The following is a 22,965-nucleotide window of genomic DNA, read 5'->3' on the forward strand; positions in this document are numbered from 1 at the left end:
TCATCATGGTTGAACTGCACACGAACCACGGCGTGATCAAGCTCGAGCTGGACGCCGCGAAGGCACCGAAGACGGTCGAGAACTTCCTCAACTACGTGAAGAAGGGCCATTATGACGGTACGGTGTTCCACCGCGTGATCAACGGCTTCATGATTCAAGGCGGCGGCTTCGAGCCGGGCCTGAAGCAGAAGCCGACCGACGCGCCGATCGACAACGAAGCGAACAACGGTCTGAAGAACGACAACTACACGGTCGCGATGGCGCGCACGAACGATCCGCACTCGGCCACCGCACAATTCTTCATCAACGTGAACGACAACGACTTCCTGAACCACTCGTCGCCGACGCCGCAGGGCTGGGGCTACGCGGTGTTCGGCAAGGTCGTCGAAGGCCAGGACGTGGTCGACAAGATCAAGGGTGTCAAGACGGGCAACGCGGGCTTCCACCAGGACGTGCCGGCCGATGACGTCGTGATCGAAAAGGCCGTGGTGGTCTGACGCACGGTTGTTACGGAGGCACTTCGATGTTGCAGGAGAGTCCGCCGCGAAGCGTCTCCGCGGGCGTGCCGGGCGAGCGCGAATACGCGCAAGCCGCACGCCCGTTCCTGTTTCTGTCCGATCTGCACCTGAGCGAGGCGATTCCGAAGACGGTCGCCGCGTTCGAGCATTTCGTGAAATACACAGCCGACAGCGCCGACTCCGTGTTCATCCTCGGCGACCTGTTCGAATACTGGATCGGCGACGACGTGCTCGACGACGATCCGTTCGCCGCACGCATGGCCGCGCTGATGCATACGTTCTCGGAGCGCGGCATCGCGCTCTACGTGATGCACGGCAATCGCGATTTCCTGCTCGGCCGGCGCTTCATGAAGGCGGCCGGCGCGATGCTGCTGCCGGACCCGGCGCTGATCATGGCGTTTGGCCAGCGCATCGTGCTTGCGCACGGCGACGCGCAATGCACGGCCGATCGCGGCTATCAGGTGTTCCGGCGGTTCGCGCGCAATCGCGTCGCGCAGGCGCTGTTTCTCGTATGGCCGTTCCGCTGGCGCCGCGCGCTTGCGCAACGGATGCGCTCGAACAGCGAAGCGGGCCGGATGCGCCCCGTTTCGGCGATCTACGATGTCACGCGTGAAGGCGTGGCGGCGCTGTTCAAGAAGAGTCGCGCGAGCGTGATCATTCACGGCCATACGCATCGCCCCGCGCGCCATCTCGAACCGGGCGGGATTCGCTGGGTACTGCCCGACTGGGATCTCGACCACGGCACGCGGCGCGGCGGCTATCTGCGCGTCGACGCCGAGGGCATCCACGCGATGCCGCTCGACTGACGCGATCGGCACGATCGGCGCCACTGTCGCTGCCGACGGCCGCCGGCAGACGCCGCGTTACGATTGGCGCTCGACCGCCTTGCCTTCCAGCACCGCCGACAGCCTGCGCAAATCGAGACGCGCCGCGTCCGCGCCCTGCAGCGTTTCCAGATGCGTGCCGAGTTGCTCGAGCGCCGCGACGATCTCGTCGACGCGCCGGCTTTCCTTCGCCGCGTGATCGATCAGCCCGTGAATCGCGAGCGACATCGGGTCGTCCGCGTTCGGCGTGATCCCGTATGCGCAGAACGCGGCGCGCTCGGACTGCGGCTTCGGTTGCGCCGGCATCACGATGCGCGCCGGATTGCCGACCGCGGTACCGCCTGCCGGCACCGGCTTCACGACGACCGCGTTCGAACCGATCTTCGCGCCCGCGCCGACCGTGAAACCGCCGAGCACCTTCGCCCCCGCGCCGACGATCACGCCGGCCTCGAGCGTCGGATGGCGCTTCGCGCCGCGCGTGAGCGACGTGCCGCCGAGCGTCACGCCCTGATAGATCGTGCAGTCGTCGCCGATGATCGCGGTTTCACCGATCACGACACCCATCCCATGATCGATGAATACGCGCCGGCCGATCGTCGCGCCCGGGTGAATCTCGATCCCCGTCAGGAAGCGCCCGGCCTGCGACGCGAAGCGTGCGAGCCAGTAGCGCTTCGCGCGCCAGCACGCATGGGCGAAACGATGCAGTACGAGCGCGTGCAGCCCCGGATAACAGGTCAACACTTCCCAGGCACTGCGAGCGGCGGGATCCCGCTCGCGAATCGTCGCAACGTCTTCGCGCAGTCTAGTGAACATGGTCGGGTCTGGGCTGGGGAAAAGGCCGGGCGTTATCGCGCCGGGTAATTTACTTATGATGTCCGGCGATTGTAGGGCCACTCGGGCGAGACCGCACCACGTCGCGCGTTCACCCCGCCGGCGGCACGGGTATTCAAGCGGGGCACCTAGTGTCGCCGAGCGACGCGCCCCGCCGGTGAATCCGCGCGGGCCGGGACGCAAGCATCGGCCGGCCGACGCAGGGCGGCCGAGGCAGGCGAAACGCAGCCGCCGAACGCCTGAGCGCCCGGCAGCCAGCCTACCGGCCGCTTACGCGTCGCCGGCAGGCGTGCCGGCCTTCAGCAGGATGTGCTTCGCGATGCCGCGCAGGATGTTGACTTCCTCGCGCTCGAGGCCCGTACGCGCGAACAGGCGCCGCAGCCGCGGCATCAGCTTCTTCGGGTTGCGCGGGTCGAGGAAATCGAGTGCGACCAGCGCGTTCTCGAGGTGCGCGTACATCCGCTCGATCTCGTCGCTCTGCGCGAGCGTGCCGACCTCGGCTTGCGCCTGGTGCAGCCCGCTGCCTTGCTCCAGGAACGCGACGCGCAGCTCGTATGCCAGCACCTGTATGGCCTGCGCGAGGTTCAGCGAGCTGTAGGCCGGATTCGCCGGAATGTGCGCGAGCGCGCTGCATTGCTCGACGTGCTCGTTCGCGAGGCCCGTGCGCTCGTTGCCGAACACGAGCGCGATGTCGCCGGTGCCGACCTGCATGCACGCCTGCTCGGCGGCCGCGCGCGGCGCCAGCCGCGGCGGCCCGTATTCGCGCGTGCGGGCGGTCAGCGCGATCGACCAGTGGACGCCGGACAGCGCGTCGCCGAGCGTAGGCACGACAAGCGCGGACGCCAGGACGTCGTCGGCGCCGCTCGCCATCGCGATCGCCTCGGGGTCGTCCTGCACGTGCGGCACGCGCGGCGCGACCAGCACGAGCCTGGAGAAACCCATCGTCTTCAGCGCGCGGGCGGCCGCCCCGACATTGCCGGGATGGCTCGGCTCGACGAGCACGAAACGGGTGGACGTGAAGCCGCCGGACGGCGGCGGGGACAAGGCCGCGCCGGATTCGGACGGCGCGGCGGGGTTCAGCGGAGTTTCCACTACATACGACTCGGTTCATCAGAATGGCCGTATGGTAGCGCCATCGCCCCGGCAAACCCACTCGTCCGGATGGCCAGTGGGGTTTCCCCGCATCCCCGTTACCTGAAACGCTCGAAAATCGGGTAAAATCATGCGTTTACGCGTCGCATCCCGTGCGGCGCGGGTCGTACCCGCTCTTTGTCAATTCGCGTCTCATCTCGCCCGGCACGTTTGCGCCGTTCCAGGCGGTGTGTTCCACTTCGTGGCGGCCCGTGCCGCCGGCTACAGGATCCAGGCTCATGCATCCCATGCTCAACATTGCTGTCAAGGCTGCGCGCCGCGCCGGACAGATCATCAACCGCGCCTCGCTCGACCTCGACCTGATCGAGATCCGCAAGAAGCAGCAGAACGACTTCGTCACCGAAGTGGACAAGGCCGCCGAAGAGGCGATCATCGAGACGCTGAAGACCGCCTACCCCGACCACGCGATCCTCGCGGAAGAATCGGGCGAATCGGAGAACGAATCCGAATTCAAGTGGATCATCGATCCGCTCGACGGCACGACCAACTTCATCCACGGCTTCCCGTACTACTGCGTGTCGATCGCGCTCGAGCACAAGGGCGTCGTCACGCAGGCCGTCGTCTACGATCCCAACAAGAACGACCTGTTCACGGCGACTCGCGGCCGTGGCGCGTACCTGAACGACCGCCGCATCCGCGTCGGCCGTCGCGACCGCCTGGCAGACGCGCTGGTCGGCACCGGCTTCCCGTTCCGCGAGAAGGACGGCCTCGACGCCTACGCGCGCCTGTTCACCGAAATGACCCAGGCCTGCACGGGCCTGCGTCGTCCGGGCGCGGCCGCGCTCGACCTCGCGAACGTCGCGGCCGGCCGTCTCGACGCATTCTTCGAGCAAGGCATCAACGTGTGGGACATGGCGGCAGGCAGCCTGCTGATCACCGAAGCCGGCGGCCTCGTCGGCAACTACACGGGCGACGCCGACTTCCTGCATCGCCATGAGATCGTCGCGGCGAACCCGAAGATCTATGCGCAGATGATCCCGATCCTGAACCGCTACAGCCGCGTGCATCCGGCAGCGGAGTAAGCCCGGGCCGCGCCCGCGCGGCACGGCTTGCGCATCAACCACGCGCTGGCACCGTCATGACGGCGCGCTCGTTGCCTTTCCGTTATCCGGGGAGCGAAGTAATCTTCTCCACGGAGCGGTCGCTTCGGGCGCCCGTCCCGACATTGCCCGCGTGGGCCGGCCTGAGCGGTGTACCGCCGCGCGTGGCGCGCTTTCCGATGCCGGAGGATCGGCTTCGCGGATGCGCAGGCAGCGCACGCCGCCGCCGGCACGCCGGCCCCCGCCTGTCTCAACTCCGCCACGACTGCGTGGCGACCGTATCCGAGTACTCATGTTACGGCTAAGCGAACTGAAACTCCCGCTCGACCACCCCGAGAGCGCCCTCGAAGCCGCGATTCGCGCGCGCCTCGAGGAACTCGGCGTGGCGGCTGACGGGCTCCTCCGTTACACGGTGTTCCGCCGTGCGCACGATGCGCGCAAGCGCTCCGACATCAAGCTCACGTATATCGTCGATGTCGAGGTCAAGGACGAAGCGTCCGTGCTTCCTCGACTCGCCGCCACGCCGCATTGCGGCGTGACGCCCGACATGGCGTACCACTTCGTCGCGAAGGCGCCCGAGCACGGCAACTTCCTACGGCCTGTCGTCATCGGTATGGGGCCGTGCGGCCTGTTTGCCGGCCTGATCCTCGCGCAGATGGGGTTCCGTCCGATCATCCTCGAACGCGGCAAGGCCGTACGCGAGCGCACCAAGGACACCTTCGGCCTGTGGCGCAAGAGCGTGCTCAATCCCGAGTCCAACGTGCAGTTCGGCGAAGGCGGGGCCGGGACGTTTTCCGACGGCAAGCTGTACAGCCAGATCAAGGATCCGCACCACTACGGCCGCAAGGTGCTCGACGAATTCGTCAAGGCCGGCGCACCGGAGGACATCCTCTATCTGAGCCGGCCGCACATCGGCACGTTCCGCCTCGTCAGCATGGTTGAAAAGATGCGCGCGACCATCCACGAACTGGGCGGCGAAGTGCGCTTCGAGAGCCGGGTCGAGGACATCGAGATCGATCAGGGCAAGGTGCGCTCGCTGACGCTGTCGAACGGCGAAACGCTGCGCTGCGACCACGTCGTGCTGGCCGTCGGCCACAGCGCGCGCGACACGTTCCAGATGCTGCACGATCGCGGCGTCTACGTCGAAGCGAAGCCGTTCTCGCTGGGCTTCCGGATCGAACATCCGCAGGGGCTGATCGATCGCAGCCGCTTCGGCAAGTTCGCGGGCCACAAGCAACTCGGCGCGGCCGACTACAAGGTGGTCCACCACTGCAGCAACGGACGCGCGGTCTACAGCTTCTGCATGTGCCCGGGCGGCACGGTGGTCGCGGCGACTTCCGAGCCGGGCCGCGTGGTCACCAACGGCATGAGCCAGTATTCGCGCGCCGAGCGCAACGCGAACGCGGGCATTGTCGTCGGCATCACGCCGGAAGACTATCCGGGCGGCCCGCTCGCGGGCATCGCGTTCCAGCGCAAGTGGGAAGAGCGCGCGTTCGAACTCGGCGGCGGCGATTACAGCGCGCCGGGCCAGCTGGTCGGCGACTTCATCGCCGGCCGGCCGTCGACGTCGCTGGGCTCCGTGGTGCCGTCGTACAAACCTGGCGTGCGCCCGACCGATCTCAGCACCGCGCTGCCCGACTACGTGATCGAAGCCATTCGTGAAGCGCTGCCGCAGATCGACAAGAAGATCGCCGGCTTCGCGATGCACGATGCGGTGCTCACCGGCGTGGAGACGCGCACGTCGTCACCGATCCGGATCCGTCGCAAGGACGATTACCAGAGTGTGAACGTCGAAGGGCTGTATCCGGCCGGCGAAGGCGCCGGATATGCGGGCGGCATCTACTCGGCGGCGATCGACGGGATCGAAGTCGCGCAGGCGGTGGCGCTCGATCTGGTGTCGGCGCACGCGTCCTGATCGGTTGGCGAGACTCGGCGCACGCAGGTCGGTGCGCCGGGTGAAGCCGGCTTTTTCAATCCTTGATCGGGAAGCAGATCGAATCGCCGGATCGGGCCGACGGCCATCGATCGCGATCTTCGGCAATTGGCCTTTTGACCGCGCCCTGACGCTAGGGCATGTAACGGTCGCGAGTTCCCGTTGTCCATGCGCAGCCTCCCGATCATGAAGCGTAGCCACACCGGGGAGCCTCTTTCCGTTTGGCCCGGTCGGTTCAGAAAGTCGGCGGATAGCTATCCGAACACCCGAGCCCATACCACCCGAAGGCGTCGCGCGCGGTCTTCGAAGAGATATGAGGCCGCCAGCGTCAATAGACCTGAAATTGCACCCGTCACGATGTGCTCGACATAGGGGATACGGTAGTGACTCGTGTGCGAGTAGGCGTCGCCCAACGTTGTCAGGACGCCCACGATCAGCGCATTGCCGTATCGATGCGCGTAGAGTTTCGCCACAGGCGTGAAAGTCAAAAGTACAGCCAGGAGTCCAGTAAGCAGACCTGTATGAAATGCAATAGTCCAGTGGGCAACGCTCATGATATTGCCCCAGCTCCCAGGCATGCAGGTCATGCATGCACCGGTCGGCTGCCAGAAACGCTGGATAAACAGTCTGACGCGGTGCTTCCACTCGATTGACATGGTGCATTCCCATCAATGCCGTCGCCACGGCCGACGCCACCACACGTCTCGTTGAAGCGGTTTCCAAACCCTTTAACGAGCCTGCCGCCACTAGGAAAGGGAAAGCTACGCGGCGTTTCAGCGGCTCGACACGGGCGCAGTGAAGCTCATTTCACACCACCTCGTGGCAGGTGCACCACGAATACTGTTTCTGTCTGATCGGACCGCGCGTCAATACGACCGTCATGTGCCTTGGCAATTTCCTTGGCGATGTATAAGCCGAGCCCCAATCCGACATCGTGATCCGCTCTTCCCGATTGGTGGGCTCCACGCCGAAGCGGATCGAAGATGTGGTCGAGCGTGAGCCGATCGATGGCGGGCCCGCTATTTCCTACCTCGATGTGCACCTCTGTGTCGTCCGACGTCGCTGCCACCCGCACAGGTGTACCGGGCGCCCCATACTTGACGGCGTTGCCCACCAGATTACTCAGGAGTTGCTGCAGCCGCCGATCATCCCACTCACCCCGCAGGTTGCCGTTCACGTTGATCTTGATCTCGCGATTCGGATGAGCTGCCTGCAATTCGTCGACCACATTGGCGACGACATGCGCGAGATCGGTGTTGCGAGGAACAACGTTGATGCCCAGCCCGAGCTGGGTCCGATTGAGATCGCAGAGATCGTCAAGCAGGGCCTGCATGCGGCCACCGCTTCTGATCAGCCGGGCGGCAGCCTCCGATATTTCCTCGCCAGCATTGAGCGCCGAAAGATAGGACGCTGTTATCTGAATGGTCTGCAATGGCGTACGCATGTCGTGCCCCAGCATACCGAGCAACAAATTGCGAGCCTGCTCGAGCTGTTCGGTAAAAAAAGCGACCGACTCCACCAGCGCTTGATCTATCGCTTCATTGAACCGAATCATGTCCGCGAAATGCGGGAGGCCAGGTTGACACTCGTCGATCCACAAGCTCAGTACGCTGGCACGCAGAGCCCGATACTCGGCCGTCAACTGGTTGATGTTGAAGCCCGCCCGGGCGCGCAGAATGGCATGCGTCTGCGCGGCTGTCTCCTTGGCATTCATCGGCGCGATCGCGCGCCCCAGCGATTTTTCCCGTTGCTCGTCCTTGGATTGCGGGGAAGCTATATCTTTGGCCACTGCCTCCAGGATCTCACGCGCGTGGTCGCGCAGTCCGCGCGAATCCATGCTTTTCGCAGCCGGTAGGAGCGTTGCGGCAAACGCTTCCCACTGAACCAAGATGGGTGACATGTTCCGAACGATAAAATCAGCTAGACGCATATCGCCCCTCATAACGGAATGAACGGTGGATGCTTCTGTGCTGCGCAACGATATCACGTGAATACCATCGATCGCAGGCGACTACATCGAAAGCCGCGCACAATCCCGCGTCAGGTGCCGCTACCTTATGATGGTTTGATCGGAACATAATGGCGCCAGAAGCGGGGCCCGCGCGCGTGAACCGCTACCGTTAGTGTGCATCAACTGACGGCATAGTGAGCTTCGTGGTTACCCGTCGAATTCGCTGGTAAACCCCGATATCAAAGCAACTTCTGGAACAGCCCTCCCTCCCGCCCATGCCCGCAACTGGCCAAACGGCGAACTTCGCGCTTGCCCGTCCGGGCCACTGGTAAACTCGGGCAACTCAAGCAACAACTTTACGCCGGATCTATGACCACGCTGTCGCCCGAGGCCTTTGCTGGCCACACCCCGATGATGCAGCAGTACCTGCGCATCAAGGCCGATCACCCCGACACGCTCGTCTTCTACCGGATGGGCGACTTCTACGAATTGTTCTTCGAAGACGCGGAGAAAGCCGCCCGCCTGCTCGACCTGACCCTCACGCAACGCGGCGCATCGGCCGGCACGCCGATCAAGATGGCCGGCGTCCCGCACCACGCGGTCGAACAGTATCTGGCGAAGCTCGTGAAGATGGGCGAATCGGTCGCGATCTGCGAGCAGATCGGCGACCCGGCCACGTCGAAGGGGCCGGTCGAGCGCAAGGTCGTGCGCGTCGTCACGCCCGGCACGCTGACCGATGCCGCCCTGCTGTCCGACAAGAACGACGTCTACCTGCTTGCGATGTGCACGGGCCACCACAAGCGTGGCGTCGCGGTCAACATCGGCCTCGCGTGGCTGAACCTAGCAAGCGGCGCACTGCGGCTCGCCGAAATCGAACCCGACCAGCTCGGCGCCGCGCTCGAACGCATCCGGCCAGCCGAGATCCTGACGGCTGACGGCGCAACCGACACGGCGCCCGCAGGCGCCGGCGCGATCAAGCGCGTGCCGGCATGGCACTTCGACATCGCATCGGGCACGCAGCGCCTGTGCGACCAGCTCGACGTCGCCGGCCTCGACGGCTTCGGCGCGCATTCGCTGACGAGCGCGTGCGGCGCCGCCGGCGCGCTGCTGCTGTACGCGGCGGCCACGCAGGGCCAGCAACTACGTCACGTGCGCAGCCTGAAGGTCGAGAACGAAACGGAATACATCGGCCTCGATCCGGCGACACGCCGCAACCTCGAGCTGACCGAAACGCTGCGCGGCACCGAATCGCCGACGCTGTACTCGCTGCTCGACACGTGCTGCACGACGATGGGCAGCCGCCTGCTGCGTCACTGGCTGCATCATCCGCCGCGCGCGTCGGTCGCCGCGCAATCGCGCCAGCAAGCGATCGGCGCACTGCTCGATGCGCCCGCGGACGCGAGCCTCGACGCACTGCGCAGCGCGCTGCGTCAGATCGCCGACGTCGAACGGATCACCGGGCGTCTCGCGCTGCTGTCCGCGCGGCCGCGCGACCTGTCGAGCCTGCGCGATACGTTCGCCGCGCTGCCGGCACTGCGTGAGCGCATCAGCGCGATCGTCGCGAACGCGGATGCGCTCACGCGCGTCGACGCGGCGCTGGCACCGCCCGCCGAATGCCTCGACCTGCTGACGAGCGCGATCGCCCCCGAGCCGGCCGCGATGGTGCGCGACGGCGGCGTGATCGCGCGCGGCTACGACGCGGAGCTCGACGAGCTGCGCGACATCTCCGAGAACTGCGGCCAGTTCCTGATCGATCTCGAAGCGCGCGAGCGCACCCGCACGGGCATCGCGAACCTGCGGGTCGAATACAACAAGGTGCACGGCTTCTACATCGAGGTCACGCGCGGCCAGACCGACAAGGTGCCCGACGATTATCGCCGGCGCCAGACGCTGAAGAATGCCGAGCGCTACATCACGCCCGAACTGAAGACCTTCGAGGACAAGGCGTTGTCCGCGCAGGAGCGCGCACTGGCCCGCGAGCGCGCGCTGTACGACGGCGTGCTGCAGGCGCTGCTGCCGTTCATTCCCGAATGCCAGCGCGTCGCGTCTGCGCTCGCGGAGCTCGACGTGCTCGCCGCGTTCGCCGAGCGTGCCCGCACGCTCGACTGGGTCGCGCCGGCCTTCACCGACGAAATCGGCATCGAGATCGAACAGGGTCGCCACCCGGTCGTCGAAGCGCAGGTCGAGCAGTTCATCGCGAACGACTGCCGGTTCGGCGTCGAGCGCAAGCTGCTGCTGATCACGGGCCCGAACATGGGCGGTAAGTCGACGTTCATGCGCCAGACGGCATTGATCGCGCTGATGGCGTATATCGGCAGCTACGTGCCCGCGAAGTCGGCCTGCTTCGGCCCGATCGACCGCATCTTCACGCGGATCGGCGCGGCCGACGATCTCGCCGGCGGCCGCTCGACCTTCATGGTCGAGATGACCGAAGCCGCCGCGATCCTCAACGACGCGACGCCGCAAAGCCTCGTGCTGATGGACGAAATCGGCCGCGGCACGTCGACGTTCGACGGCCTCGCGCTTGCGTGGGCCATCGCGCGTCATCTGCTGGCGCAAAACGGCTGCTACACGCTGTTCGCGACGCACTACTTCGAGCTGACGCAACTGCCGGCCGAATTCCCGCAAGCGGCGAACGTCCACCTGTCGGCCGTCGAGCACGGCCACGGCATCGTGTTTCTGCACGCGGTCAACGAAGGTCCGGCGAACCAGAGCTACGGGCTGCAGGTTGCGCAGCTCGCGGGCGTACCGGCGCCGGTGATCCGTGCCGCACGCAAGCATCTCGCGTATCTCGAACAGCAGTCGGCCACGCAGCACACGCCGCAGCTCGACCTCTTCAGCGCGCCGCCCGCCGCGGCCGACGAACTCGAATGCGCGGATGCGCCCGCAGTATCCGCCATCCCGCATCCGGCGCTCGAAAAGCTGCGCGACATCGATCCCGATGATCTCAAGCCGCGTGAGGCGCTCGACCTGCTGTACGAACTGCGCACGCTCGTCCGCTCGCACGATGCCGACGGGCACGCATAAACGCGTCGCGTCGGGCCGGTCGGTCCGCGCCGCCGCCGCGCTGATCGCGGCGGTGCTCATGCTGGCGCAGGCCGGCGCGCTGGCCGCGCCGCCCAAGCGTGTCGCCGCACCCTACTCGTTCGCGATCGTATCGGGCGTGATCGCCGCGCCGGCCGACGAACCGGCCGCGCAGCGACTGTTCGAATCGATCGCGCGCGAGCGCAATCTGGCTTTCATCGTCTATGCAGGCGACATCAAGGGCACGAAGGAAGCGTGTCGCGACGCGCTGTATACGCAGCGCGGCGCGATCCTGGACGCGTCGCGCGTGCCGCTCGTGTTCATTCCCGGCCACGACGACTGGGTGACGTGCAACACTGCGGCCGGCGGCGGCTACGATCCGGTCGAACGTCTGGACTTCCTGCGGCAGACGCTGCTCGCCGACGCGGCGCTGCCCGACCCCGGCGCGCTTCAGATCACGCGCGAAAGCGAAGTCGCCCGGTTTCGGCCGTATCGCGAAAACGCGCGCTGGATGCATGACGACGTCGTCTACGTCGCGCTGAACGCACCGGCGCCGAACAACCATTACCTGACGGCCGGCGGCCGCAACGGTGAATTCGAGGACCGCATCATCGCGAACGGCTTCTGGATCGACCACGCGGCCGAATATGCGAAGCGGCGCGAAGCGCGCGCGATGGTCGTGATGTTCGAAGGCGATCCGCAGTTCGATCGCTACGAGCGAGCCGAACGCTTTGCGTGGTTGCGCTTCAACCGGCCGCGCATCCGCGATGGCTTCCGCGAGCTGAAACGAACGCTGGTGAAGGCGGCGGCGACTTTCCGCGGCCCGATCCTGGTGATGCACGCGAGTGGCGAGCCGCTTGCGAACGGCTTCCTGATCGATCGCCCGCTGCATGCGGACGACGGTGTGCTGGTGGGAAATGTGACGCGCGTCGCGATCGGACCGCGTCATCCGGCGAATCAGTGGGTGAAGGTGAACGTGTCGCCGGCACGACAGACGATCTTCAACGTCAGCCTGCAGGACGTGCCGAAGAACCTGCCGATCCCGCCCGCACTGCCGGCCGTGCCGCGCGACGATGTCCCGCTGCCGCAGATGCCGGAAATTCCGGCCTTGCCGGCACTGCCCGACTCGTCGTCGGTCGCGCCGCCGCTGCAAGGCGACGGCACGACGCCGGGTGCGCCGCCCCCAACTTCAGGGCCGGCGCCCGGCCTGCCCGCCAGTTCAGTGCAGGGTCCGCCCTGACGGCGTGTCGCCGTCGCCGTCCTCGTCTTCGTCCTCGTCGACGATTTCGAGGCCTTCCGCGCCGTGCGCGTGCTCATGCTCGATCTCGTCCTCGGTCGCTTCGCGAACGTCCTTGACCGTGAGCGCAAAACGCAGCGCCATGCCCGCGAGCGGGTGGTTGCCGTCGAGCACGACCTTGTCTTCGGCGACGTCGGTGACCGTGTAGATCAGCGAATCCACTTCCTCGTCGCCGTCTTCCGGCGTGCCTTCGAACTGCATGCCCACTTCGAGCGGCTCGGGAAAACGATCGCGCGGCTCGACCTTCACGAGTTCGGGATCGTAGTCGCCGAACGCGTCCTGCGGCTCGAGCTGAATCTGCGCCTGGTAACCGGGCTCGTGGCCGTCGAGCTGTTCCTCGATCTTGGGGAACGTGCCATCATAGCCGCCGTGCAGATAGACCATCGGCTCGTCGCTTTCCTCGATCAGATTGCCTTGTGCATCCGACAGCTTGTAAGTGACAGACACGACGGTGTTTTTTGCGATTTTCATCCAATTCTCCCAAATACAAGTCTCATTATACGATGCGCAACCGGTCTCAAGCCGAACCGCGGGATGCCGCTGCCGCGCCGCTCGGCGCGCCGCCTTCCGATCTTCCCACACCGCTGCTCGGCGGTCTCTCGCCGGCGCAATTCATGCGCCGCTACTGGCAGAAGAAGCCGCTCTTGATCCGCCAGGCGATCCCCGGCGTGAAGCCGCCGGTCACGCGCGACGCGCTTTTCGAACTGGCGGCCGACTATGACGCCGAATCGCGACTGATCACCCATTTTCGTAACAAGTGGCAACTCGCGCACGGTCCATTCGAGCCGGGCGCGCTGCCAGCCGTGTCGCGCAAGTCCTGGTCACTGCTCGTGCAGGGGCTCGACCTGCACGTCGACGCGGCACGCGCGCTGCTCGACCGCTTCCGCTTCGTCCCGGACGCGCGCCTCGACGACCTGATGATTTCATACGCGACGGACGGCGGCGGCGTCGGCCCCCACTTCGACTCGTACGACGTGTTCCTGCTGCAGGTCGAGGGCCGGCGCCGCTGGCGCATCGGCGCGCAGAAGGATCTGTCGCTGCAGCCGGACGTGCCACTGAAGATCCTCGAGCATTTCGAGCCGAGCGACGAGTGGGTGCTGGAGCCGGGCGACATGCTGTACCTGCCCCCGCACATCGCGCACGACGGCGTGGCCGAAGGCGAGTGCATGACCTGCTCGATCGGCTTTCGGGCACCGTCCGCCGGGGAGCTGGGCGCGCAATTCCTGTACTACCTCGCGGAACGCGGCGGCCTGCGCGATGAGCGCGGCGATGCACTCTACCGCGACCCGAAGCAACCGGCGGTCGACACGCCGGCGCAACTGCCGCCGGCGATGGTCGAGCGCGTAGCCGAGATCGTCGACGCAATCCGCTGGCGCAAGCGCGACGTCGCCGAATTCCTCGGCTGCTACCTGAGCGAGCCGAAATCGAGCGTGGTATTCGAGCCACCGGCACGCCCGCTGTCCGAGGCCGCGTTCGTCGCGCAGGCGTCACGCCGCGGCGTGTATCTCGACAGAAGGGCCGCATTGATGTATAACGCGCGATCGTACTTCATTAATGGTGAAGAAGAACCGCTCGAGCAAGCCGGAGAATGGCTGCCCGAACTGGCCAATCTGCGCTATATGGAGGCGAAACGGTTTGTAACACTCTCTCGGGGTCCCTCCATGACAGCCTTGCTGCACGAGTGGTATTGTGCGGGCTGGATACGGGTCGGAAACCGGATTTAGTCAGTTACCCCGTATGCCCATGCAGATCAAATTCTGTATGGGAAAGACAACGTATTGACCCCGCATTTGTCGACGGTCGATAGGAAAGTGCATATAATTTCCGCCCAAGCCGTAGGGAAGATTCACGCTCTAGGAGTGCGTCTCCACCAGCGGCCCAGGTCGGTGTTGGAGCACATTACCGGTATTGTTTCGCGCTGTTGCTTACCTTTAACCATAAAAGGACGTGATCATGAAGAAATCCCTCCTCGTAGCTTCCCTGTTGGCTGCTGTTGCACTGGCTGCTTGCAACAAGAGCGCTGATCAAGCTGCTTCGTCGGCTGCTAGCGACGCATCGGCTGCTGCTTCGTCGGCTGCTTCGGCAGTTGCCGGTGCTGCGAGCGACGCTTCGGCTGCTGCTTCGTCGGCTTCGGCTGCTGCGAGCGATGCAGCTGCTGCTGTGGCGTCGGCTGCTTCGGCAGCGCCGGCTGCTCCGGCTTCGGGCGCAAGCCAGTAAGCCTCAGCATCAGCTGAAAAAAAACCGGCCCTTTGGGCCGGTTTTTTTATGTCTGTCGGTTCCGTATCTCGCGCCAGGCAGCCAGGACGGCCAAGACGCGCCCCACCCCTCTTGCGCCCTTGCGCGGCCGCTCAGCCGAGCGTCAGCCAGTCGAAGCCCGCGTCCTGCGTGGCGACGACCACCTCCTCCCCGTCCGTTCCCAGCACGCCGGCAAACGCCTGGCGGGCCAGCTCGGGACGATTGTTCTGCTGGCTCAGGTGCGCCGCGACAAGATGCTGGAGGCGGCTGCGCTCGAGCGACGCGAGGATGTCGGCGGCGGCATCGTTGCTCAGGTGGCCATGATTGCCGCCGATCCGCGCCTTCAGCGACTGCGGATAGCGGCTCCCGGCCAGCATCGCGGTATCGTGGTTGGATTCGAGCACCAGCGCGTCACAGCCGCTCAGGACAGTCGTGATGTGCGGCGTGGCCATTCCGACGTCGGTCAGCACGCCGAGCCGCCGGCAACCGTCCATGAAGACGAACTGGAGCGGTTCCCGCGCGTCGTGGGGCACCGTATAGGGCATCACGGCCAGATCGCGTATCGCAGCCGTCTCGTCGCCCCACAACACGTGGAGATCGACATCGGCCTCGTCCGCGCCCACCGCGCGCGCCGTGCCCCAGCTCATGTAGAGCGGCAGCGACCCGCGCCGCGCGAGCGTCAACGCGCTGCCGACGTGGTCGCTGTGTTCGTGGGTGACGAGAATCGCATCGAGATCGTCGATGCCGAGATTCAGGCGGCCGAGACGGCGCTCGACCTCCTTCGCTGAAAAACCGCAGTCGAGCAGCACGCGCGTGGTCGTCGTGCCGCTCGCGACCTCGACGACCAGTGCGTTGCCTTCGCTGCCGCTACCGAGGCTGGCGAAGCGCACGCGTTCAGTTCAGTTCGGCGTGCAGCAGCGAAATGATCCGCTGCGCGTCCGACGAGTTGTCGACCTTGCCACTGGCGTCGACCACCGCGACCTGCGTGCCGCTGCCTTGGGCGCGCACGTTGACCAGGTATTCCTTGCCGGGCTTGGCCGCCGCCGGGCCGCCGTAGAACAGCTTGCCGAACAGCCCGTCGCGCTTGAGCTCTTCCATCGTGTTCGCGTAGCGGACCGTGTACAGGCCCTTCTCGCGGTCGCGATTGTCGACCGCGAAATTGGTGCGGTCGAGCGCGAGACCGACGCGCAGCCATGCGCGGTCGAACGATTCAGCCAGTTGCAGCGTCGCGGCGCCGCTGCTCGCGTCGCCGACCTGCGCCGGCGCCGTCGCCGGACGCGCGTCCGTCAGCAGCTGCTTCGCCTGCGCGTCGCTCAGGCCGAACTTCTGCATCAGCTTCGACAGGAACACGGCCTCGAGCACCGGGTTGCGCGGACGCTCTTCCCAGCGCGACGACGTGCCGCCCTGCGGACCGACCATCATTTCCTCCATCGCGCTGTGCGTGATCGAGATGTCGGTGTTGCCGTTCGGCGTGCGGTTCACGAGCGTACGGAAACGGTCGCGCGTGCCGGACGAGTACGCGAAATCGATGACCTTGCCGATCGTGCGGCGGAACCAGTCGTCCGGAATGTTCGCGCGATTCTCGGCCCAGTCGGTGGCCATGATGCCGGTCGACGGCGCGTCGGTCTTCAGCGAGAAGCCGTTCTCCTGCCAGAATTCCTTCAGGATCGGCCACAGCTGCTCGGGCGTACGCCCGTCGACGACGAGCCAGCGGCGGTCGCCGTCGCGCTCGATATGCATGCCGAGCGGATCCTGCGCGCTCGGGACGCCGTCGGTCGCGTTGCCGGCGGCCGTCGTCGCCCGCGGCGGCAGCGTGCCGAGACCTGCGTTGCTCGGCGGCGCGACGAACTGCTGGGTCGTCGGCACCGGCTTCAGGTCGCTCGGCACCGCGAGCGGCGGCGCCGAACCCGTGTTCTTGTAGTTGACCCGGTCAGGAGCCAGATAGTCGTTCAGCGTATCGCAGCCGGCGAGCGCGCCCAGCGCCAGCGCCACCACCGAAACCTGGATGGCGCGAGATGAAAAGGCGAAACGTTTCATGAAATCCTTCGTCTTGCTAGAGCGCTCGTCAGGAGCGGCGCCGGACGGAGCCGGCCGGTGCGGGTTGATGAGGAGTGCCGGCGGCCGCAGGACGCGGCCGCCTGTGCATCAGGCGAGGACGCCGGCCTCGACCAGGGCCGAACGCACGACATCGTGACAGCGCTCGTCGAGCGGCGTAAGCGGCAGGCGGATGCCGCCCTGCATCTTGCCCATCGCCTGCAGCGCCCACTTCACCGGAATCGGGTTTGCCTCGATGAACAGGTTCTTGTGCAGCGACAGCAGCTTCATGTGCAGCGCGCGCGCCGTGGCGACGTCGCCGGCCAGCGCCGCGCGGCACAGGTCGCTCATCGCGCGCGGTGCGACGTTCGCCGTCACCGAGATGTTGCCGTGGCCCCCCAGCAGCATCAGCGCGATCGCGGTCGGATCGTCGCCGCTGTAGATCGCAAAATGCTTCGGCGCGGCCTTGATCAGGTGCGCGGCGCGATCGATGTTGCCCGTCGCCTCCTTCACGCCGATGATGCCCGGCACCTGCGCGAGGCGCAGCGTCGTCTCGTGCGCCATGTCGGCGACCGTGCGGCCCGGCACGTTGTACAGGATCACCGGCAGGTCGACCGCTTCGGCGATCGACTTGAAGTGCCGGTACATCCCTTCCTGCGTGGGCTTGTTGTAGTACGGCACGACCTGCAGCGTCGCGTCGGCGCCGACGGCCTTCGCGTGCTTCGTCAGTTCGATCGCCTCCGCGGTCGAATTGCCGCCCGCGCCCGCGATGATCGGGATGCGTTTCGCCGCATGCTCGACCGCCGTGCGGATCATCAGGATGTGCTCTTCGACGTTGAGCGTTGCCGACTCGCCACTCGTGCCGACCACGACGATTGCGTCGGTGCCTTCCGCGATGTGCCAGTCGATCAGTTTGCGAAACGCCGGCAGATCGAGACTGCCGTCTTCGAGCATCGGAGTGACGATCGCGGGGATGCTGCCGCGGATTTGAATGCCGTCTTGGGTGCCGTTAGCCATGAAACGCGATTGATTGATGTACCGGTAAACGGTGAGATTGTAGCGGATTAGCCGGGCAGTTCGTAACGTGGAATTCCCGCCCCCGCCGTCGGGGTCACGCCTTCACGTACCGCGCAGATGCGCTGCACGAACGCCTCGCGGGGCCCGGCGACGAATCCGTCCTCGTAGGCGACCACCCGCAGGCGGCCGCGCACCGCGTCCAGCAACTCGCCCGGAGCGAGCAGGAACGCGGGATTGGACGGTTTGCCGACCGTTTCGTTTCCTTGCGCGAAGGTTTCGTAGATGAGCACGCCGCCCGGCGCCACCGCCTCGAGCAGATGGGGCCAGAGCGGACGATGCAGATAATGGGTGACGATCACGGCCGCGAACGACGCGCCGGCCTGCAGCGGCCAGGGTGCCCCCTCGAGATCGGCGTCGCGCGCGTCGACGCCTGCGATCGCCCGCAATGCGGCCAGCGCGACCGGATCGCGGTCGAGCGCGACGACCGGATGCCCGTGCGACGCAAACCAGCGCGCATGGCGGCCGCCGCCCGCCGCCACGTCGAGCACCGCACCGCCGGCCGGGACGAGCCACGACCACCGGGCGACCCAGCGCGACGGCTCGGTCTGGGCGACGTGGCCGCCCGCGGCGACAATGACGGATTCGCGCATGCCGTCAGCTCAGGTGTACGACAGGCCCATCGCCTCGCGCACGTCGCGCATCGTCTCGACCGCGTGCTTGCGCGCCTTGTCGCAGCCGTCCGCGACGATCGCGCGCAGCAGCGACGGATCGTCCATGTACTTCTGCGCGCGCTCGAGCATCGGCTGCTGTTCGCGCAGGATCCCTTCGACGACCGGCTGCTTGCAGTCGAGGCAGCCGATGCCCGCCGAACGGCAGCCGTTCTGCACCCACTCATGCGTCGTTGCGTCCGTATAGACCTGGTGCAGCTGCCACACCGGGCACTTGTCGGGATCGCCCGGATCGGTGCGGCGCACGCGCGCCGGATCGGTCGGCATCGTGCGGACCTTCTTCGTGATCGTCTCCGCGTCTTCGCGCAGGCCGATCGTATTGCCGTACGACTTCGACATCTTCTGGCCGTCGAGGCCCGGCATCCGGGACGCTTCTGTCAGGAGCGCCTGCGGTTCGACCAGGATGATCTTGCGCGCGCCTTCGAGATAGCCGAACAGGCGCTCGCGGTCGCTCATCGACAGGCTCTGCGATTCGTGCAGCATCGCGCGCGCCTGTTCGAGCGCTTCGTCGTCGCCCTCCTGCTGGTATCCATTGCGCAGCTCGTGATAGAGCTTCGCGCGCTTGCCGCCGAGCTTCTTCGCGGCTTCGAGCGCCTTCTCCTCGAAACCCGGCTCGCGGCCGTACAGGTAGTTGAAGCGGCGCGCGATCTCGCGCGTCATCTCGACGTGCGGCACCTGGTCTTCGCCGACCGGCACGAGCGAGCCGCGATACAGCAGGATGTCGGCGGCCATCAGCACCGGGTAGCCGAGGAAGCCGTAGGTCGACAGATCCTTGTCCTTGAGCTTCTCCATCTGCTCCTTGTAGGTCGGCACGCGCTCGAGCCAGCCGAGCGGCGTGCTCATGCCGAGCAGCAGCGCGAGTTCCGCATGCTCGGGCACCTTGCTCTGGATGAACAGCGTCGCCTGCGCCGGATCGATGCCGGACGCGAGCCAGTCGATCAGCACGTCCCACACGTTCTTCTCGATGACCTCGGGCGTCTCGTAGTGCGTCGTCAGCGCATGCCAGTCGACCACGCAGAAGAAACACGGGTACTCGGACTGCAGCTTCACCCAGTTTTTCAGCACGCCGTGGTAGTGGCCGAGGTGCAGCGACCCGGTGGGTCGCATGCCGGAGAAAATACGATCTGGGAACATGATTGTCGTTAGAAAAGCGAGGCGAAGGGAGACAGGATGGCGCTCAGCACGCCGGCCGCGGCGTTCACGAGCGGGCGCAGCCAGAAGTTCGTCAGCACGCCCGTCGCGACCAGCACGAGGACGATGATGAAACCGTACGGCTCGATGCGCGACAGCGCGATCGATTGCTTCGGCGGCAGCAGCGCCGCCAGGATGCGGCCGCCGTCGAGCGGCGGCAGCGGAAACAGGTTCAGCACGCCGAGCACCAGGTTCGCGCTGACGCCCGCGTAGGCCATCCGCGTGAAGAACGGCTCGTCGACGCCGGCTGCGGGCAGCACGATGGTCAACATGCCCCAGATCAACGCCTGCACGAAGTTGCAGGCCGGGCCCGCGAGCGCCACCCACAGGCTGCCCCAACGCGGATCGCGCAGATTGCCGAACGATACCGGCACCGGCTTCGCATAGCCGAACAGGAACGCGCCGCCGGTCAGGAAATACATCGCGAGCGGGATCGCGATCGTACCGAGCGGATCGATGTGGCGCATCGGATTGAAGGACACGCGCCCCATCATGTAGGCGGTGTTGTCGCCAAGCAGGCGCGCGGCGTAGCCGTGCGCGGCCTCGTGCAGCGTGATCGCGAAGATCACGGGCAGCGCGTAGACGGCGATGGTCTGTATCAGGGAAGCATCCATATCGCGTTATTGTAACAAGCGCACTCGCGCAAAAATGAACGGCGTGCGCTTACGCGGCCACGAGCCCGAATGGTTCGAGCGCGCCGCGCCCCGCGCGCACGAGCTGCGGCTCGTCGCCCGTCAGGTCGATCACCGTCGACGGCTCGCGCGGACACGCACCGCCGTCGATCACGAGATCGACCTGCTTCTCGAGCCGCGCACGGATGTCCTCCGGATCGTTGAGCGGCTCGTCGTCCGGCGGCAGGATCAGCGTCGTGCCGAGCAACGGCTGACCCAGCGATTCGAGCAGCGCGAGCGTGATCGCGTGATCGGGCACGCGCAGCCCGATCGTCTTGCGCGACGGGTGCGACAGCCGGCGCGGCACTTCCTTCGTCGCCTGCAGGATGAACACGTATGGGCCCGGCGTCACCGATTTGATCTGCCGGTACTGGCGGTTGTCCACCATCGCGAAGTTGGCCAGCTCCGACAGGTCGCGCACGAGCAGCGACAGGTGCTGCTTGTCGTCGAGGCCGCGGATGCGGCGCACGCGCTCGACCGCGTCCTTGTCGTCGAGGTGGCATGCGAGCGCATAGCTCGAATCGGTCGGCATCGCGATCACGCCGCCCTTGCTGACGATATCCGCGGCCTGCTTGATCAGGCGCGGCTGCGGATTATCCGGGTGAATCCTGAAGAACTGGGACATGAGGGTACGTAAAGGGGGAAAAGTCGGATGCGGGCGCGACGGGCGCCGCGTGCGGCAAGCGGCCGCTGCGCGTCAGAGCCAGCGTTCCCAGACCGGTTTCAGGTCGGGCGGCAACGGCGGCAGGCCGCCGAGCTCGATGCGGCCCTCGCCCGGCGCGTGGAAATCCGAACCGCGCGACACTTCGAAGCCGAAGCGGCGGGCGACGTCCGCGTATTCGCGGTACTGGTCGGGCGTGTGGCTGCCCGTGATGACCTCGATCGCACGGCCGCCCAGATCGATGAATTCGCCGAAGAACGCATCGAATTCGACCGGCGTATAGCGGTAGCGGCCGGGATGAGCGACGACGGCCTCGCCGCCCGCCGCACGAATCCACGAAACCGCATCGGACAACGTCGCCCAGCGGTGCGGGACGAAGCCGGGCTTGCCGTCGCCGAGCAGGCGGTCGAACACGTCGGAAGTGGATTCGGCGTGGCCGTTCTCGACCAGAAAGCGCGCGAAGTGGGTACGAGAGATCAGGTCGGGATTCGATACGTACTTCAGTGCGCCTTCGTACGCGCCGGGGATGCCGAGCGTCTCGAGCTGCGCGGCGATCGCGTGCGCGCGGGCGGCACGGCCGTGCCGCGTGCGATAGAGGCCGTCGATGAGCATCGGGTTCGACGGATCGATGTGCAGCCCGACGATGTGCACGGTGCGCGACGCCCACGTGACCGAAATCTCGACGCCGCTCAGGTAGCGCATGCCGAGCGCTTGCGCCTCGCTGCGCGCCGCCGCCTGGCCACCGATCTCGTCGTGGTCGGTCAGCGCCCACAAGGTCACGCCGCCGGCATGGGCGCGGCGCGCGACGTCGGCAGGCGACAGCAACCCGTCGGAAACATTCGAATGGCAGTGGAGATCAGCGTTCATTGTCGGTATGGCAGGTGAAGCTTCATTCTACTGCAATGCGGCAATTGCGCCGCCCGCCTGCCCTGCCGCCACCGCCGCTGGCCTACGCGCAGAAGGCCTCGATCAGCGCCGCGATCTGCTCCGGCTGGTCGTGATGGACCATGTGGCCGGCATCCTCGACGAGCTTTTCGCGCCAGTCGGGGAACGCGCCGAAGCGCGCCTTGAACTCGGGCAGCGGGATGTCACCCGCGAGGTACGCGAGCGTCGGCGAAGCGACGGCCTCGACGTGCAGCACCTTCGCGCGCACCTGCTTCCAGACGGCCATCACCTCGTCGAGCCGGTACAGCATCGGACCCGCCATCTTGTGCGCGGGGTCCGCCAGCAGGTGGTACAGGCCATCGTCGCCGCGCTTCGACCAGTGTGCGGCAAGGAACGCGGCGCGGCGCGCATCGAGCCGCGGATTGGTCTTGACCAGCCGGGCCGCCACGTCGTCGAGTGACGCGTACGGGCGCAGCACCGGCGGCTCGCGCAACTCGTCGAGCCAGCCACGCAGCCGGCGCGGCGCCTGCTCGGCCCGCGCGGGGGCGAGCCCGAACCCTTCGAGATCGACCACGCGCCGCACGCGCTCCGGCCGCGCGCCCGCGTACAGGCACACGACGTTCGCGCCCATGCTGTGCCCGATCAGGTTGACTTCGCCGGTGGGCGCATAGTGATCGACGAGCGCATCGAGATCGCCCAGGTATTCGTGGAACCAGTAATGACCGCCGCCGTGCCGTGCGACCGGCCAGTCGGACAGGCCGAAGCCGCGCGCATCCGGCGCGATCACCTGCCAGTCGCCCGCGAGCGCGTCGACGACGAACTGGAACGACGCGGCGACGTCCATCCAGCCGTGCAGCATGAACAGCGTCGGCGCATCGGGCCGGCCCCAGCGCCGCACATGCAGCTTGACGCCGCGCACCGTGACGAAATCGGAAACAGAACTCGACGCACTCATTGCAGCCGCCAGAAAAAA

The 22,965-nt window shown here is 66.3% G+C and carries 23 protein-coding genes; 8 read left to right on the forward strand and 15 right to left on the reverse strand.

From position 1 onward, the window contains the following. The first annotated feature begins 5 nt into the window (after positions 1–5). Positions 6–497, forward strand: coding sequence for a peptidylprolyl isomerase (locus tag SB786_RS07650; RefSeq protein ID WP_011352518.1), 492 nt, complete (start codon positions 6–8; stop codon positions 495–497). Between the two features lie 26 nt (positions 498–523). Continuing rightward, a complete protein-coding gene (locus SB786_RS07655) occupies positions 524–1,324 on the forward strand; it encodes a UDP-2,3-diacylglucosamine diphosphatase (protein WP_006751615.1) in 801 nt (266 codons plus the stop codon). 57 nt (positions 1,325–1,381) lie between these two features. Here SB786_RS07655 and cysE read toward each other — a convergent pair whose 3' ends face one another. Together cysE and SB786_RS07665 are read right to left on the reverse strand one after the other, a co-directional pair. Continuing rightward, positions 1,382–2,155, reverse strand: coding sequence for a serine O-acetyltransferase (cysE, locus tag SB786_RS07660; RefSeq protein ID WP_410726970.1), 774 nt, complete (start codon positions 2,153–2,155; stop codon positions 1,382–1,384). Between the two features lie 288 nt (positions 2,156–2,443). After that, entirely contained in the window at positions 2,444–3,265 is an 822-nt protein-coding gene (locus SB786_RS07665; protein WP_410726971.1) for an RNA methyltransferase, read from the reverse strand. Positions 3,266–3,543: 278 nt separating this feature from the next. On the opposite strand from SB786_RS07665, the gene SB786_RS07670 reads away from it, so the two are divergent. Continuing rightward, positions 3,544–4,347, forward strand: a complete 804-nt coding sequence (locus tag SB786_RS07670) for an inositol monophosphatase family protein (protein WP_006751612.1) — start codon at positions 3,544–3,546, stop codon at positions 4,345–4,347. Positions 4,348–4,657: 310 nt separating this feature from the next. Next, complete coding sequence (locus SB786_RS07675; RefSeq protein WP_006760908.1) at positions 4,658–6,280, forward strand: NAD(P)/FAD-dependent oxidoreductase; 1,623 nt, start codon at positions 4,658–4,660, stop codon at positions 6,278–6,280. 272 nt (positions 6,281–6,552) lie between these two features. Here the strand turns inward: SB786_RS07675 and SB786_RS07680 are convergent, their stop codons facing one another. Together SB786_RS07680 and SB786_RS07685 are read right to left on the reverse strand one after the other, a co-directional pair. After that, positions 6,553–6,954 carry a hypothetical protein gene (locus SB786_RS07680; protein WP_410726972.1) on the reverse strand — a complete coding sequence of 134 codons (402 nt, stop codon included), beginning with the start codon at positions 6,952–6,954 and terminating at the stop codon, positions 6,553–6,555. 146 nt (positions 6,955–7,100) lie between these two features. Next, positions 7,101–8,228, reverse strand: a complete 1,128-nt coding sequence (locus tag SB786_RS07685) for an ATP-binding protein (protein ID WP_410726973.1) — start codon at positions 8,226–8,228, stop codon at positions 7,101–7,103. Between the two features lie 390 nt (positions 8,229–8,618). Here SB786_RS07685 and mutS point away from each other — a divergent pair, with 390 nt between their 5' ends. Then, entirely contained in the window at positions 8,619–11,276 is a 2,658-nt protein-coding gene (gene mutS, locus SB786_RS07690) for a DNA mismatch repair protein MutS (RefSeq protein ID WP_410726974.1), read from the forward strand. Beyond that, positions 11,257–12,513: a hypothetical protein gene (locus tag SB786_RS07695; protein WP_410726976.1), complete on the forward strand. Its 1,257-nt coding sequence runs from the start codon at positions 11,257–11,259 to the stop codon at positions 12,511–12,513. The genes mutS and SB786_RS07695 overlap by 20 nt, the downstream gene beginning before the upstream one ends. Here the strand turns inward: SB786_RS07695 and SB786_RS07700 are convergent. Continuing rightward, positions 12,493–13,041 carry an FKBP-type peptidyl-prolyl cis-trans isomerase gene (locus SB786_RS07700; RefSeq protein WP_410726977.1) on the reverse strand — a complete coding sequence of 183 codons (549 nt, stop codon included), beginning with the start codon at positions 13,039–13,041 and terminating at the stop codon, positions 12,493–12,495. The genes SB786_RS07695 and SB786_RS07700 overlap by 21 nt on opposite strands. Before the next feature lie 32 nt (positions 13,042–13,073). Between SB786_RS07700 and SB786_RS07705 the strand changes: the two genes are divergently transcribed. Both SB786_RS07705 and SB786_RS07710 read left to right on the forward strand, forming a co-directional pair. Continuing rightward, positions 13,074–14,294, forward strand: coding sequence for a JmjC domain-containing protein (locus tag SB786_RS07705; RefSeq protein ID WP_410726979.1), 1,221 nt, complete (start codon positions 13,074–13,076; stop codon positions 14,292–14,294). Between the two features lie 54 nt (positions 14,295–14,348). Next, a complete protein-coding gene (locus tag SB786_RS07710; RefSeq protein WP_410726980.1) occupies positions 14,349–14,594 on the forward strand; it encodes a hypothetical protein in 246 nt (81 codons plus the stop codon). Between the two features lie 20 nt (positions 14,595–14,614). On the opposite strand, the gene SB786_RS07715 is transcribed toward SB786_RS07710, so the two are convergent. The 10 genes from SB786_RS07715 to SB786_RS07760 form a co-directional block, all read right to left on the reverse strand. Then, positions 14,615–14,797, reverse strand: a complete 183-nt coding sequence (locus SB786_RS07715; RefSeq protein ID WP_410727011.1) for a hypothetical protein — start codon at positions 14,795–14,797, stop codon at positions 14,615–14,617. Between the two features lie 121 nt (positions 14,798–14,918). Then, a complete protein-coding gene (locus tag SB786_RS07720; RefSeq protein WP_006761912.1) occupies positions 14,919–15,695 on the reverse strand; it encodes an MBL fold metallo-hydrolase in 777 nt (258 codons plus the stop codon). 4 nt (positions 15,696–15,699) lie between these two features. After that, positions 15,700–16,842 carry an outer membrane protein assembly factor BamC gene (gene bamC / locus SB786_RS07725; protein WP_410726981.1) on the reverse strand — a complete coding sequence of 381 codons (1,143 nt, stop codon included), beginning with the start codon at positions 16,840–16,842 and terminating at the stop codon, positions 15,700–15,702. Positions 16,843–16,950: 108 nt separating this feature from the next. Then, positions 16,951–17,856 (reverse strand): 4-hydroxy-tetrahydrodipicolinate synthase, encoded by a 906-nt coding sequence (gene dapA, locus SB786_RS07730; RefSeq protein WP_006751602.1) that lies wholly within the window; start codon positions 17,854–17,856, stop codon positions 16,951–16,953. A 47-nt stretch (positions 17,857–17,903) separates the two neighbouring features. Further along, positions 17,904–18,506: a class I SAM-dependent methyltransferase gene (locus tag SB786_RS07735; protein ID WP_410726982.1), complete on the reverse strand. Its 603-nt coding sequence runs from the start codon at positions 18,504–18,506 to the stop codon at positions 17,904–17,906. Between the two features lie 9 nt (positions 18,507–18,515). Continuing rightward, complete coding sequence (locus SB786_RS07740) at positions 18,516–19,718, reverse strand: tryptophan--tRNA ligase (protein ID WP_410726983.1); 1,203 nt, start codon at positions 19,716–19,718, stop codon at positions 18,516–18,518. 8 nt (positions 19,719–19,726) lie between these two features. Further along, the gene (locus tag SB786_RS07745; RefSeq protein WP_166722628.1) at positions 19,727–20,389 is read right to left on the reverse strand and encodes a site-2 protease family protein; all 663 of its coding nucleotides are present in this window, start codon (positions 20,387–20,389) and stop codon (positions 19,727–19,729) included. Between the two features lie 49 nt (positions 20,390–20,438). Next, positions 20,439–21,071: an L-threonylcarbamoyladenylate synthase gene (locus SB786_RS07750; RefSeq protein WP_006762218.1), complete on the reverse strand. Its 633-nt coding sequence runs from the start codon at positions 21,069–21,071 to the stop codon at positions 20,439–20,441. Between the two features lie 72 nt (positions 21,072–21,143). Next, positions 21,144–21,974 (reverse strand): 3',5'-nucleoside bisphosphate phosphatase, encoded by an 831-nt coding sequence (locus SB786_RS07755; RefSeq protein ID WP_410726984.1) that lies wholly within the window; start codon positions 21,972–21,974, stop codon positions 21,144–21,146. Between the two features lie 82 nt (positions 21,975–22,056). Beyond that, positions 22,057–22,947: an alpha/beta fold hydrolase gene (locus SB786_RS07760; RefSeq protein ID WP_410726985.1), complete on the reverse strand. Its 891-nt coding sequence runs from the start codon at positions 22,945–22,947 to the stop codon at positions 22,057–22,059. Between the last annotated feature and the right edge of the window lie 18 nt (positions 22,948–22,965).

Source organism: Burkholderia sp. SIMBA_062, assembly GCF_046534765.1.
Classification (GTDB): domain Bacteria; phylum Pseudomonadota; class Gammaproteobacteria; order Burkholderiales; family Burkholderiaceae; genus Burkholderia; species Burkholderia ambifaria.

Excerpts from the sequence above, each read along its gene's own strand:
- SB786_RS07650 (WP_011352518.1), top strand. The coding sequence starts at position 6 with ATGGTTGAACTGCACACGAACCACGGCGTGATCAAGCTCGAGCTGGAC.
- SB786_RS07655 (WP_006751615.1), top strand. The coding sequence starts at position 524 with ATGTTGCAGGAGAGTCCGCCGCGAAGCGTCTCCGCGGGCGTGCCGGGC.
- cysE (WP_410726970.1), bottom strand. The coding sequence starts at position 2,155 with ATGTTCACTAGACTGCGCGAAGACGTTGCGACGATTCGCGAGCGGGAT.
- SB786_RS07670 (WP_006751612.1), top strand. The coding sequence starts at position 3,544 with ATGCATCCCATGCTCAACATTGCTGTCAAGGCTGCGCGCCGCGCCGGA.
- SB786_RS07675 (WP_006760908.1), top strand. The coding sequence starts at position 4,658 with ATGTTACGGCTAAGCGAACTGAAACTCCCGCTCGACCACCCCGAGAGC.
- SB786_RS07680 (WP_410726972.1), bottom strand. The coding sequence starts at position 6,954 with ATGTCAATCGAGTGGAAGCACCGCGTCAGACTGTTTATCCAGCGTTTC.
- SB786_RS07685 (WP_410726973.1), bottom strand. The coding sequence starts at position 8,228 with ATGCGTCTAGCTGATTTTATCGTTCGGAACATGTCACCCATCTTGGTT.
- mutS (WP_410726974.1), top strand. The coding sequence starts at position 8,619 with ATGACCACGCTGTCGCCCGAGGCCTTTGCTGGCCACACCCCGATGATG.
- SB786_RS07695 (WP_410726976.1), top strand. The coding sequence starts at position 11,257 with ATGCCGACGGGCACGCATAAACGCGTCGCGTCGGGCCGGTCGGTCCGC.
- SB786_RS07700 (WP_410726977.1), bottom strand. The coding sequence starts at position 13,041 with ATGAAAATCGCAAAAAACACCGTCGTGTCTGTCACTTACAAGCTGTCG.
- SB786_RS07705 (WP_410726979.1), top strand. The coding sequence starts at position 13,074 with ATGCGCAACCGGTCTCAAGCCGAACCGCGGGATGCCGCTGCCGCGCCG.
- SB786_RS07715 (WP_410727011.1), bottom strand. The coding sequence starts at position 14,797 with ATGCTGAGGCTTACTGGCTTGCGCCCGAAGCCGGAGCAGCCGGCGCTG.
- bamC (WP_410726981.1), bottom strand. The coding sequence starts at position 16,842 with ATGAAACGTTTCGCCTTTTCATCTCGCGCCATCCAGGTTTCGGTGGTG.
- dapA (WP_006751602.1), bottom strand. The coding sequence starts at position 17,856 with ATGGCTAACGGCACCCAAGACGGCATTCAAATCCGCGGCAGCATCCCC.
- SB786_RS07735 (WP_410726982.1), bottom strand. The coding sequence starts at position 18,506 with ATGCGCGAATCCGTCATTGTCGCCGCGGGCGGCCACGTCGCCCAGACC.
- SB786_RS07740 (WP_410726983.1), bottom strand. The coding sequence starts at position 19,718 with ATGTTCCCAGATCGTATTTTCTCCGGCATGCGACCCACCGGGTCGCTG.
- SB786_RS07745 (WP_166722628.1), bottom strand. The coding sequence starts at position 20,389 with ATGGATGCTTCCCTGATACAGACCATCGCCGTCTACGCGCTGCCCGTG.
- SB786_RS07750 (WP_006762218.1), bottom strand. The coding sequence starts at position 21,071 with ATGTCCCAGTTCTTCAGGATTCACCCGGATAATCCGCAGCCGCGCCTG.
- SB786_RS07755 (WP_410726984.1), bottom strand. The coding sequence starts at position 21,974 with ATGAACGCTGATCTCCACTGCCATTCGAATGTTTCCGACGGGTTGCTG.
- SB786_RS07760 (WP_410726985.1), bottom strand. The coding sequence starts at position 22,947 with ATGAGTGCGTCGAGTTCTGTTTCCGATTTCGTCACGGTGCGCGGCGTC.